Source organism: Pseudarthrobacter sp. PvP090, assembly GCF_040547365.1.
Lineage (GTDB): Bacteria > Actinomycetota > Actinomycetes > Actinomycetales > Micrococcaceae > Arthrobacter.
The window spans coordinates 55,838-68,095 of sequence record NZ_JBEPPO010000004.1 but is presented as its reverse complement, the minus strand read 5'-3'; the positions used below and the strand labels follow the sequence as shown (position 1 = coordinate 68,095).

Annotated in this window: 12 protein-coding genes and 3 tRNA genes; all 15 read left to right on the top strand. The window is 64.8% G+C overall.

What is annotated here, in order from left to right:
• Positions 1–142 precede the first annotated feature (142 nt).
• The 15 genes from ABIC21_RS05570 (at position 143) to ABIC21_RS05500 (ending at position 12,256) form a co-directional block, all read left to right on the top strand.
• Positions 143–215, top strand: a tRNA-Glu gene (locus tag ABIC21_RS05570).
• Between the two features lie 96 nt (positions 216–311).
• Positions 312–385, top strand: a tRNA-Asp gene (locus ABIC21_RS05565).
• A gap of 48 nt (positions 386–433) precedes the next feature.
• A tRNA-Phe gene (locus tag ABIC21_RS05560) sits at positions 434–509 on the top strand.
• A 639-nt stretch (positions 510–1,148) separates the two neighbouring features.
• The gene (locus ABIC21_RS05555) at positions 1,149–2,738 is read left to right on the top strand and encodes a glycoside hydrolase family 68 protein (RefSeq protein ID WP_354349423.1); all 1,590 of its coding nucleotides are present in this window, start codon (positions 1,149–1,151) and stop codon (positions 2,736–2,738) included.
• 278 nt (positions 2,739–3,016) lie between these two features.
• Positions 3,017–4,831, top strand: a complete 1,815-nt coding sequence (locus ABIC21_RS05550) for a glycoside hydrolase family 32 protein (RefSeq protein WP_354349422.1) — start codon at positions 3,017–3,019, stop codon at positions 4,829–4,831.
• Positions 4,832–4,986: 155 nt separating this feature from the next.
• Positions 4,987–5,451 (top strand): Asp23/Gls24 family envelope stress response protein, encoded by a 465-nt coding sequence (locus tag ABIC21_RS05545; protein ID WP_354349421.1) that lies wholly within the window; start codon positions 4,987–4,989, stop codon positions 5,449–5,451.
• Positions 5,448–5,639, top strand: coding sequence for a hypothetical protein (locus ABIC21_RS05540; RefSeq protein ID WP_056427875.1), 192 nt, complete (start codon positions 5,448–5,450; stop codon positions 5,637–5,639). Before ABIC21_RS05545 ends, ABIC21_RS05540 begins: the two co-directional genes overlap by 4 nt.
• Positions 5,636–6,016: a hypothetical protein gene (locus ABIC21_RS05535; RefSeq protein WP_354349420.1), complete on the top strand. Its 381-nt coding sequence runs from the start codon at positions 5,636–5,638 to the stop codon at positions 6,014–6,016. The genes ABIC21_RS05540 and ABIC21_RS05535 overlap by 4 nt, the downstream gene beginning before the upstream one ends.
• Positions 6,013–6,687 (top strand): hypothetical protein, encoded by a 675-nt coding sequence (locus ABIC21_RS05530; RefSeq protein ID WP_502935956.1) that lies wholly within the window; start codon positions 6,013–6,015, stop codon positions 6,685–6,687. Before ABIC21_RS05535 ends, ABIC21_RS05530 begins: the two co-directional genes overlap by 4 nt.
• Complete coding sequence (locus ABIC21_RS05525; protein WP_354349419.1) at positions 6,684–7,295, top strand: hypothetical protein; 612 nt, start codon at positions 6,684–6,686, stop codon at positions 7,293–7,295. The genes ABIC21_RS05530 and ABIC21_RS05525 overlap by 4 nt, the downstream gene beginning before the upstream one ends.
• A 235-nt stretch (positions 7,296–7,530) precedes the next feature.
• Positions 7,531–8,814, top strand: coding sequence for an ABC transporter substrate-binding protein (locus ABIC21_RS05520; protein ID WP_354349418.1), 1,284 nt, complete (start codon positions 7,531–7,533; stop codon positions 8,812–8,814).
• A gap of 7 nt (positions 8,815–8,821) precedes the next feature.
• Positions 8,822–9,859 carry a carbohydrate ABC transporter permease gene (locus ABIC21_RS05515; protein ID WP_354349417.1) on the top strand — a complete coding sequence of 346 codons (1,038 nt, stop codon included), beginning with the start codon at positions 8,822–8,824 and terminating at the stop codon, positions 9,857–9,859.
• Entirely contained in the window at positions 9,856–10,743 is an 888-nt protein-coding gene (locus ABIC21_RS05510; RefSeq protein WP_354349416.1) for a carbohydrate ABC transporter permease, read from the top strand. Before ABIC21_RS05515 ends, ABIC21_RS05510 begins: the two co-directional genes overlap by 4 nt.
• A 10-nt stretch (positions 10,744–10,753) precedes the next feature.
• Positions 10,754–11,008, top strand: coding sequence for a hypothetical protein (locus ABIC21_RS05505; protein WP_354349415.1), 255 nt, complete (start codon positions 10,754–10,756; stop codon positions 11,006–11,008).
• A 153-nt stretch (positions 11,009–11,161) separates the two neighbouring features.
• A complete protein-coding gene (locus ABIC21_RS05500) occupies positions 11,162–12,256 on the top strand; it encodes a LacI family DNA-binding transcriptional regulator (RefSeq protein WP_354349414.1) in 1,095 nt (364 codons plus the stop codon).
• Positions 12,257–12,258 lie beyond the last annotated feature (2 nt).

Here is a 12,258-nt window from a genome sequence, read left to right as displayed (position 1 = left end):
AACCGCCGATTTTGGATAATCCGGGGGTCTGCCCTTATAGTTTTATAGTCCAGTTCGGAGGAACCCGAAAGGACAAAAACGAAAGGCTTCGGCCCTTAATTTTTGCCCTTGTTTCAACAGGTTTCGTCCGGATGGCGTCCTGGCCCCCATCGTCTAGCGGCCTAGGACACCGCCCTTTCACGGCGGCGGCACGGGTTCGAATCCCGTTGGGGGTACGCAAGGAACTGGTCAAACCGGGTGTGAAAGTCTGGTAGGCTAAAGGCCTTGAAAAATTGCGGTAGCGATACTGCAGAGAAGCAAGAAAATAGCAAGGCCCTGTAGCGCAGTTGGTTAGCGCGCCGCCCTGTCACGGCGGAGGTCGCGGGTTCAAGTCCCGTCAGGGTCGCTCTGATTGCCAGAAGAAATTCCGGCTCTCATGGTGACATGTCACCTAGGCTCTGTAGCTCAGTTGGTAGAGCGTTCGACTGAAAATCGAAAGGTCACCGGATCGACGCCGGTCGGAGCCACCACTGGGAAGCATCAGTTCTTCGGAACTGGTGCTTTTCTTCTTTAACTCCCATTCACTGCTCCGTAGCTGCCCTTCTGGCGGAACAAAACGGCTGTTGCGGAGCAGCTCATGCCCTGCTGGACGTCCGGCCGGCTGCCACCGTGCGCTTCGGGTGGCGAGCCCTGCCCAGGGGCCACATGCAGCCCAACGGGCTAGAGGGCCGGGCAATGTATAAGGAGGTGCTGGTGACCGGCTCGGAACGGATGCCCAGGGTGCGGGGGAGGCTGCGAATTGCCCGTAGCGGGAGGGTGACATTTCACACTAAATCTGATTTATGGGGCAGTGTTTGACGCGCGAATATTCCTGTGGCACGCGCGCGGAGTGGGCAATGTAAGCGCTTGCACTAATGCGCCAAAGCTCAGCTTTCCCGGCCTCGAATCACGGTTTGATAAGCAGGCTCCGGCTTGCATAGCGTGGAAACCGGCACAGGAAAGGAGTCCTTTCCGAGTCGCCAATACGGGGCCCTACCGAAGCCCCGTCCCTCGACACGATGGCGTCCTCGATGACGCCTGCGGTGTTGTCGGGGCTGTCGGCATGTCGGGAAAAGAGGGCACCCGCCCTTCTTCCACGAATGGTCTCAACTCCGCGAGAAGAGCAGTAAATGCACAAGCACCCCACCGCACCCCGCGGCCGGCTACGGCGTTCAACGGCCGCCGTTGTCGCAGCCGTTGCAGCCTCGGCGTTCCTGGCCGCACCCTCGGCCCACGCCAACGAGCCTGCGGACCCGCCGGCAGCGCAGATGCCGGCACCCACTCCCGGCTTCCCGCTTCCGACCAAGCACAGCCAACAGGCTTACGATCCGGCGTCGGATTTCACCTCCAAGTGGACCCGCGCCGATGCCAAGCAGATCATGGCGCAGAGCGACCCCACGGTGGCTCCCGGCGTGAACTCCATGAGCCCCGACGTCACCATGCCGGAAATTCCCGAGGACTTCCCTACCATGAATGAGGACGTCTGGGTCTGGGACACCTGGTCACTGACGGACGAGAACGCGAACCAGATCAGCTACAAGGGCTGGGACGTCGTCTTCTCCCTGGTCGCCGACCGCGACGCCGGCTACGGCTTCGACCAGCGCCACTGGAATGCCCGGATCGGCTACTTCTTCCGCAAAACCAACGCCGACCCGGCCAAGGACAAGTGGAACTACGGAGGCCACGTCTTCGCAGACGGCGCCTCGATCGGCAACACTGAATGGTCCGGTTCCACCCGCCTGATGCAGGGCAACCAGGTCAACGTCTTTTACACGGCCACCACGTTCTACGATGTGGCCGAGCGCAACACCGGCGGCGGCGGCATCGCCCCGGACGCTGCCATCGCCAAGGCGCTGGGCAAGATCCACGCCGACCAGAACGGGGTCACCTTCGACGGGTTCCAGCACACCAAGCTGCTGGAACCGGATGGCACGATGTACCAGACCAAGGCCCAGAACCCGGGCTTCGCTTTCCGTGACCCGTACACCTTTGCGGACCCCGCCCACCCGGGCAAGACCTTCATGGTCTTCGAAGGCAACACCGGCGGTACGCGCGGACAGTACGAATGCAAGGCCGAGGACCTGGGCTATCAGCCCGGTGACCCCAATGCCGAAAACGTGAACACCGTCAACAGCAGCGGCGCCTACTTCCAGACCGCCAATGTGGGCCTCGCCGTCGCGGACAACAAGGACCTGACCAAGTGGTCCTTCCTGCCCCCGATCCTCTCGGCCAACTGCGTCAACGACCAGACCGAACGTCCGCAGATCTTCATCCAGAATGAAAACGGGAAGAACAAGTACTACCTGTTCACCATCAGCCACCAGTTCACCTACGCCGCCGGCATGCGCGGCCCGGACGGGGTCTACGGCTTCGTCGGCGACGGCGTCCGGTCCGACTACCAGCCGATGAACAACAGCGGCCTGGCCCTGGGCTCACCGACGGACCTGAACCTGCCGTCCGAGTCCCCGGAAGCTCCCACACCCAACCAGAACGGCCGCCAGTTCCAGGCCTACTCGCACTACGTGCAGCCCGGCGGCCTGGTGCAGTCCTTCATTGACAACGTCAACGGCGTCCGCGGAGGCTCCCTCTCGCCCACCGTCAAGATCAACTTCCGCGACGGTGTTTCCGCAGTGGACCGCACCTTCGGCCAGAACGGCCTCGGCCCGTTCGGCTACCTGCCCACCAACGTCAACGTCGGCGGGGCCGGCCACTACAAGTAGTTCATCCATGAGGCAGTAACAGGGAGGAGGCGCCCGGGAATCCGGGCGCCTCCATCCTCTGTATGTGCGGGCCTCAGATGACGGCGTCGCGTCACCACCAGAATCAGGAATGTTGAATTGTGAGAGACCTTGTACGATTCCCTCCCGGAATGCTGAGCCCCCGCACGATCTGGATTGTTGTGGCTGCAGCGGCCTCGGCGGTTCTTGTCGCGGTGGCGCTGGTCCCGACGGCGACGGGATCCCGTCCGGCCGCCGGCGGCCAGGTCGAGACGGCACTCATGGGCATCGCCGGCGCCCAGGCCGAAGCAATGGCATCCCATGGCCGATACGGCTCCTATTGGCTCAGCGGTGGTGACCGCACCCTTGAGAAACTGACGCATCCGATCCGGACCGAAGGCGTGGCGGATTTGCGGAGCATCGAATGCCCTGATGGGTGGGTGGCAGCCGCACGGATTGGAGATGACGTGGAGATCACGTCCAGCGTGGAAAACCGGGTCGTCCGCGCAGGAACAGGTGAAGTCGTCCGCCCGGAGTGCATGTCTTCCGAAGCAGTTGCATCCATGCTCGCCGATCTGGGCGTGCCGCGGCAGACGTCGTCGCCCGCGGCTTCAGCTTTCGACCGGCCCGAGGGGGCATCCGAGTTCCGGCCGAGCTATCACATCACGCCCGGCAAAAACTGGATGAATGACCCGCAGCGACCGATCCTGCTGGACGGGCTGTGGCACTACTACTACCTCTACAATGCCGGGTATCCCAAGGAAAACGGCACCGAGTGGTACCACCTGACAAGCACAGACCTGGTGCACTGGAAAGACGAAGGGGTGGCGATCGCCAAGTACAAAAACGGGCTGGGCGACATCGAGACCGGAAGCGCCGTGGTGGACCATGACAACTCAGCCGGCTTCGGCAAGGGGGCCGTTATCGCGGTGATGACGCAACAGGACCAGGGCATCCAGCGGCAATCCCTGTTCTATTCCACCGACAACGGATACTCGTTCACCGGGTATGAAAAGAACCCCATCATGGAAAATCCCGGCGAACCGCACTGGCGGGATCCTAAGATCATCCGCGATGAAGCCAACGGCCAATGGGTGATGGCACTGGCCGAAGGCGAGAAGATCGGCATGTACACCTCGACGGACCTCAAGGACTGGCACTACTCTTCGGGCATCGAACGCACCGGTCTGGGCACCCTGGAATGCCCGGAGTTCTTCCAACTGGATCTCGACGGGGATCCGTCCAAGCGAACCTGGGTCCTGGCCGCCAGCGCCAATGGGAGCGAAGAGGGATTCACCACGGGCGTTGCCTACTGGACCGGCTCGTGGGACGGAACCCGTTTCACAGCTTCTGACGCCGCGCATCAGTGGCTCGACGCCGGCTCCGACTTCTACGCTGCCGTGACGTGGGACGATCCCAGGCTTACCGAAAGCCAGCGGATGTCCTCCCGGCACGCCATCGGGTGGATGAACAACTGGACGTACGCGCGGCAGCTTCCCACCAGGGACTGGCACGGCGGCACCGACTCCATCGTGCGCGACATCCGGCTGAAGTCCATCATGGGAAAGCCGACCCTGGTGTCCAGCCCCACAGCTGCCATGAAGTCTATTGAAGGACCGGTGGCAACGGTCGGGGAACGTCGAATGACACAGGATGGCGCAGGGCAGCTCCCGGCTCCGGAGGGCGGGGCATACAGGCTCGACGTGACGCTTGAACGCAGGGCAGGCGACGACGGAACCGAAGCGAGGATCGAGCTTGGAAGCGACCAGGGGACGTTCGCGACGGTCGGATATGACTTCGCGGGTGAATCGGCATTCATTTCCCGCGATGCCGATGCTGCCGCCGCCGGCAAGGCCGAACTCCACCCGGACTATCGGGCATCGCGGCGCACCGTCAGCCCACCGCGCGAAGGGAAAGTCGAGCTAACAATATTCGTCGACTATTGCTCAGTAGAGCTTTTCATCAATGGCGGGGAAAAGACCATGACGTCACTCGTTTTCCCAACCGCGGGCGCGCCGACCATCAAGGCCGTCACGGCAGAGGGGTCCCTGACGCTCAAGTCCTTCAGCTACAGGAGGCTGGCCTCGACACGCTGACCGGTTTGGTCTCTCCTGGGCAGGGCCAATTCCGGCGACTCGGGCCGGCAAGGCCCTGGGCCGGGCCCCTTCCGAGTTCGTGGCCTGCCGGGCCAACCGGCCACCTTGTCGTTGGCAGGTACTAGGGTGGTCACAAAGAGAAGGGGGAGTGCTCCATGGAATACCAGAATTCCCAGCCCGCAGCGGTCCCGGTGCCTGGTTTGGCCGCCGACCTGCCGCTGCCCGGCGCCGGCCGCACCGTCATTTCCGAAACCGCCGTCGCGAAGGTCGCGGGCATCGCCGCCCGCTCCGTCCCCGGGGTGTACTCCCTGGGGAGCGGCCCGTCCCGCGCCCTCGGCGCCTTCCGGGACGCCGTCGGCAGCTCGGACCACGCCGCCGGTGTCCGCGCCGAGGTCGGTGAAACCCAGGTAGCTGTCGACATAGATCTGGTGGCGCTGTACGGCACGCCCCTTTACGCCCTGGCGGACCAGATCCGTGCCGCCGTGTACGCGGCCGTCGAGGAACTCGTCGGGCTCCAGGTCATCGAAGTGAACATCGAGATCAACGACGTCTACGTGCCCGGCCCGGCGAAGCCCGGCACCCCGGCCGAGACCCGGCCTTCAAGGGAGGCAATCCAGTGAGTCTGACGGTTGTGGGAATCGCAATGGGCGCTTTTGTCGCGTTCATGTCCTTCCAGTTCGGCGTATGGGGGTTTCTGGGCGCCCTGCTGTTCATGGGAATCGGAGCCCTGCTGGGCCGCGCCGCGGAAGGGAAACTGGACCTGCGCAGCGTGCTTGACGCCCTCACGGGCCGGCGTTCCTCCTCATGAGCGCGACAGCTGGTGCGGTCCACGCCGCCGCGATGGCTGGACACACTAGGATCAGCACCCAGGCGCTCACCAGCGTGGCCCAGGCAGCCGCGGCAGAGGCGCTTGGTGTCACTCCGCATGAGGTGCGGGCCGAGTGGTCCGACGACGACGGGCTGCTGGCACTGTCACTTGTCTCACCCATCACCTTCCCGCCGCTGGGTTCCATCCTGCGGGACCCCGGACGCGTCACGGTCTTCGGCGGCTCCGTCTGGGACCGCGCCGTCGCCGCAAAAGCCGACATCCTGCGCCGCGTGACCGAGCTGAGCGGTGCCCGGCTGAGCCGCGTCGACATCCGGATCAGCGGCGCCAGCGTGAGGGAAGGAGGGCGGGTCCATTGAGCCACGCCACGGACCGTCATTCCGGCGGCGGACGCCACGTCCCGCCCGCTCCCAGCGCCGCACCGTCCGCCGGCAACCCCGCGGCTGCCGGGGCAGGCGTCGAGGGTGTGGAACAGATCCTCAAGCGCGAAACTTACTCCTCCAGGGCTGCGGCCTCGATCATCGCCGCCGTGCTTGTCATTGCGCTCTGCGTCTACGCCCTGCTGGAGACTGCGGTCCGGGCCGTCGGCCAGCCGCCCTGGCTCGTGGATCCGCAAACCGCCGCGGAGCAGGTCGTGGCGCTCCCGAATGGGGTCCCGCCGCTCCTGCTCGGCGTCGTTGGGGCGGTGCTGGTCATGGCAGGGCTGTTCTTCTTCCTGAACGCGGTCCTTCCGGGACGCCGTGCCCGCCACATCGTGCTGGACCGCCGCGCCGCCGTCGTCGTGGACGACGAGGTGATAGCTTCCGCGCTGGCGCGGCGGGCGCGGCTGGCCGCCAACGTGAGTCAGGAACAGGTGATGGTGACCGTGTCCCGGCAGCAGGTCGAAGTCAACGTCCGTCCCACCTCCGGCGTGCCGCTGAGCCGGAATGCCGTCCTCACGGCCGTCACGGATGAGCTCCGGGAGATGGAATTGACCCCGGCGCCGGAGGCCCGGATCAATGTGGCCTCGAGCGGGGTGATCGGCGCATGAACGGCACCCCCAGAACCCTCAACCGGATCCTGATCGGGGTCCTCGGCTTCAAGCTCCTCGCCATCGGAGTACTGCTCATCCTGCTGGCGACTGTGCCCGCGGTCGCCGCATGGTGGCAGGGCTGGGCCGCCGGCGTTTGGAGCATCTGGCGGGACCTCTTCGAACGCACGCGCTTCCCGGGCCGCGCGGAGAGCTGGCTCTGGATCGTGGTGGTCCTGATGCTGCTCCTCGTGATTGGTGCCATGGTGGCCTGGGTTGCCCAGCAGGGCAAGGGCCGGTCCAACTTCCTCGTGTCCGGGGAGGATCCCGGCGAGGTGCCCGGAAACGTCAGGATCGGCAGCGGAGTGGCCGAACAGGCACTTCGGGCCGCTTTGGCGGACCGTCCGGACCTGGCCGGCGCGACCGTTGCCACCTACGAATTCCGCGGCGAACCGGCCCTGAGAATCAGGATCCAGCCCCGTCATGGTGTGGCCCCGCACCGGCTCGCAGCCGAGGTGTCCGCCCTCGTGGAAGCGCTCGACGTCGCGCTCGGAAAACGCACCTTGGTGCTCATCCATATCGCTTCGGGTGCCCGTTCCAGGTTTGGTCGGGCAGAACGGGTCCGCTGACCGGTGTGAGCTATCGGCAACAAACTTTTGCCGCGAACGCTGAAGACGTCCCGTGGTCGGATTTCCGTTGAATCGGCGCGGGCTGGAGCACAAACCTGGCCCCGGCGCAAGGGTCTCCTTTCTGTAAAGGTTCTATGTAAACGCTTGCATTCCTCACCGGATGTTGATTATCGTGATGGGCACCACACGAACGCACCGCCGTTTTTTGTCCGGTACTCAGCGAGGAGCCCCCAGTATGAAAACACCGAAGTTCTTACTTCCCGTAGCAGCAGCAGGCGTTCTAGCCTTGACTCTCTCCGCCTGTGGCGGTGGCGGAGGAGGCGGCACGACCGCCGGAGCCGACGCCGAGCAAGGCCTCGACAGCCGTGGCCCCATCACGTACGTCCAGGGCAAGGACAACAGCAACGTGGTCCGCCCGCTGATCGAGAAGTGGAATGCGGCCCACCCGGACGAGAAGGTCACGTTCAAGGAACAGACCGACCAGGCGGATCAGCAGCACGACGACCTCGTCCAGAACTTCCAGGCCAAGAACGCCAACTACGACGTCGTCAGCGTGGACGTGGTGTGGACGGCAGAGTTCGCCGCCAAGGGCTGGCTCCAGCCGCTCAAGGACAAAATGGCGCTGGACACCTCAGCGATGCTGAAGCCGACGGTCGACAGTGCCTCCTACAAGGGCACGCTCTACGCGGCCCCGCAGAACTCCGACGGCGGCATCCTCTACTACCGCAAGGACCTCGTTCCCACCGCGCCCACCACCTGGGACGAGATGATGGGCATGTGCTCCGTCGCCGAGGAGAACGGCATCGGCTGCTTCGCCGGCCAGTACGCCAAGTACGAGGGCCTCACCGTCAACGCCTCCGAGGCCATCAACTCCGCCGGCGGTTCCGTGCTCGACGCGGACGGCAAGCCGAGCCTGACCACCCCCGAGGCCAAGGAAGGCCTTGAAAACCTGGCCGCGGCCTACGCCGACGGCAGCATCCCCAAGGAAGCCATCACCTTCCAGGAGGAACAGGGCCGCCAGGCCTTCCAGGACGGCAAGCTCCTGTTCCACCGCAACTGGCCATACGTCTACAACCTGGCCATGACGGAAGGTTCGTCGAAGGTCAAGGACGTCCTTGGTATGACCGCACTGGTCGGCAAGGACGGCCCCGGCGCATCGACGCTGGGCGGACACAGCGCCGGCATGAGCGTCTACTCGAAGAACAAGGCCACGGCCCTGGACTTCCTGAAGTTCCTCACCTCTGAAGAGACCCAGAAGTTCTACGCCATCCAGGGCTCCCTGGCCCCGGTTCTCGGTGCCCTGTACGAGGACCAGGAACTGGTAGCCAAGCTGCCCTACCTCCCGGTGCTGAAGACCTCGATCGAGAACGCCGTGCCGCGTCCGGTCACGCCGTACTACCCGGCCGTGACCAAGGCCATCCAGGAAAATGCCTACTCGGCCATCAAGGGCGAGAAGACCGTGGATGCGGCGTTGTCCGATATGCAGAAGTCCATCGAATCCGCGAGCGCGGGACAGTAGCCTAGCCATGGCAACCGAATTGGGCCCGACGCCGGTCAAGGAACCGGCGTCGGGCGGTACCCCGATCCACCACGGACCCAAGGGCGTGGGGGAGGACAACGCGATCGCGAGCCAGGGCAGGTGGGCCTCGTGGCTGCTGGCGCCGACCATCGTCGCGCTGGCCATCGTCATCGTTTACCCGATCATCAGCGCCATCGTGATGTCATTCCAGAAGGATGCCGGTCTTGACCCGGTCACGGGTCTCTTCACCGCTGGCGGCCCGGCCGGTTTCTCGAATTACGTCAACTGGATCTTCCAGCAGTGCGCCGCTCCGGGCGGCGGAACCATGGCCTGCCCGCCGGGAACCCTCGGCTCGCAGTTCTGGTCCGCCACCGGGACGACCTTCTACTTCACCATCGTCACGGTGACGCTCGAGACGATCCTCGGCTTCTGGATGGCGATCATCATGGCGCGCACCTTCCGGGGCCGCAGCCTGGTCCGCGCAGCCGTCCTGGTGCCGTGGGCCATTCCCACCGCCGTCACGGCCCAGCTGTGGCTGTTCATCTTCGCTTTTGAAGGCATCGGCAACAAACTGTTCAACACCACGATCCTGTGGACGGGCAGCGAGATCCCGGCCCGGTGGGCTGTCATCATCGCCGACACCTGGAAAACGACGCCGTTCATGGCGCTGCTGATCCTGGCGGGGCTGCAGATGATTCCGGCCGAGGTCTACGAAGCGGCCAAGGTCGACGGGGCCTCAGCCTGGCAGCGGTTCCGGATGATCACCCTGCCGCTGGTGAAGCCGGCGCTCATGGTCGCGATCCTCTTCAGGACCCTGGATGCCCTGCGCATGTTCGACCTCCCGTACATCCTGACGGAAGGCTCCAACAACACCACCACACTCTCCATCCTGGTGGTCAACCAGATCAGGCAAGGCTTCAACGCTGCCGCCGCACTGTCCACCATCACGTTCATCATCATCTTCATTGTGGCCTTCATCTTCGTCCGGTTCCTCGGAGCTAACGTCGTGGAGCAGCAAACCGGCGCAGGTAAGGGGAAGAAATGACCGCCGCGACCGAACTCAGGGCCCGGCAGGACCGCGGCCGCAAGGTAGCCCAGAACCGTGAGAAGTGGGCGAGCGTCCGCACCTACATCAGTGCGGCAGTCATCCTGATCTGGTGCCTCGCACCGGCTTACTGGATGGTGGTGACGGCGTTCCGCGACGTGGGCTACACCTACGACACCTCGCTCCTGCCCACCCACGTGACGCTCGACAACTTCGTCACAGCCTTCGACACCTCGTTCGGCAACAAGTTCGGCCAGGCGCTGCTGAACAGTGTGTTCATCGGCGTGACGGTGACAGTGATCTCGCTGGTGCTTGGCGTCTTCGCGGCCTATGCCCTGGCCCGCTTGAACTTCCGGTTCAAGTACCTGGTGCTGGGGTTCATCCTGGGGGCGTCCATGTTCCCCGGGGTTGCGCTGATCACCCCGCTGTTCCAGCTGTTCACCAATATCGGCTGGATCGGCACCTACCAGGCGCTGATCATTCCGAACATCTCCTTCGTCCTCCCGTTGACGGTCTACACCATGACGTCGTTCTTCCGGGAAATGCCGTGGGAGCTTGAGGAAGCGGCCCGGGTGGACGGCTGCACCCAGGGGCAGGCGTTCCGGCGGGTCATCATGCCGCTGGCGGCACCGGCCATCTTCACGACGGCGATCCTGGCGTTCATTTCCTCATGGAATGAGTTCCTGATCGCCAGCCAGCTCTCCAACGATGCGACCCAGCCGGTGACGGTGGCCATTGCCAACTTCGCCGGGGCCCAGCCGCAGCAGATTCCCTACACGGCCATCATGGCCGCCGGAACGATCGTCACAATTCCGCTGGTGATCCTGGTGCTGGTCTTCCAGCGTAAGATCGTCGCGGGCCTCACCGCCGGCGCTGTGAAGTGACGGCCTGGCCATGAACAGCAAGTCGAGCCGTGGTCTGGTGCGCAGCGAATACCGCCACGTCCGCTCCGGGGAGGATTTCGACATCATCATCGGGCTCCTCGGGTTCTGGGGACTTGTGCTGCTGGTGATCACCGTCTGGATGGAGGTGACCGGCCAGCCCGCGCTCGGCTGGGCCCTGGGCCTGCTGGCCATGGTGCTGGCACTGTACGGATTAATCCGGCTGCGCCGGCGCCTGCCGGAAAGGACGGCGACGCGGCGCAAGTGAAGGCGGGGTCACTCAGCGCCCATCCCGAGGGGGTTTGCGGGCCGCAAGTGACCCCGCGTTGCTTGGCAGGGGCACTTTTGCCGCGGGGAAGGCGGGCGGGTATTTCCGGCCGCCAGGCATGAGGCGGCAGTAGTGAGTCGACAAGGGGACACGGTGGCAAAGACAACAGACAGGGCACAGCGCGGAGGCCACTCCGGTGTCAGCATCGAAGATGTGGCCGCCGCCGCCGGAGTGTCCACCGCCACCGTGTCCCGCGCCGTCCGCGGCCTGCCCAGGGTTTCGCCGGCCACCCGGGAGAAAATCCTGGGCATCGCCGCAGACCTGGGCTACGTCGCCTCCTCCTCGGCGTCCGGGCTGGCCACCGGGCGCACCAAAACCATCGGCGTGCTGGCCCCCTTCGTCAGCCGCTGGTTCTTCTCCAAGGCCATCGAGGGCGCCGACCGTGAACTGCACGCCCGCCAGTACAACCTCTCGCTCTTCAACCTGGGCGGCCACGGCAGCAACCGTGAGCGGCTCTTCAGCAAGACCATGGTCTACAAACAGATCGACGCGCTGCTGGTCCTGTGTATGGCGCTGACCCATGAGGAAATCGAACACCTGCAGAAGATCGACATCCCGCTGGTCGTCGTCGGCGGCCACGTCGAGGAATGCCCCTACATCGGGATCGACGATTACGCCGCCGCCGCCACGGCCGTGCGGCACCTGATCGACCTCGGCCACACGGAGATCGCCCTGCTGCACGGCGACGACGAAACCGACCTGAACTTCGACGTCCCCCGGGTCAGGATCAAGGCCTTTCAGGACGTCATGGCCGGAGCCGGCCTGAACGTCCGGGAGGAATGGGACGAATGGGGGGACTTCACGGTCCGCAGCGGCCAGGACGCCTTCCACCGGCTTTGGGACAGGCCCGGACGGAAGCCCACGGCAATCTTCTGCGCCTCGGACGAGATGGCCATGGGGATCATCTTTGAGGCCACCCGGGCCGGAGTGAAGGTCCCCGAGGACCTCTCCGTCATCGGGATCGACGACCACGACTTTTCCGAGGCCATGGGTCTCACGACGGTCAGGCAGCGCCCGGACGAGCAGGCCGAACTGGGCACGAAAATGCTGCTGGACGAGCTCGACGGCGTCGCCGGGGCAGTGCGCTCCACGGTGGCCCCGCACCAGCTGATTGTCAGAAGCACGACGGCGCCGCCCCGGAACGGCGCCGCGCCGGGGACTCTGACGCATCAGGCAGGCCGGGCATAGTA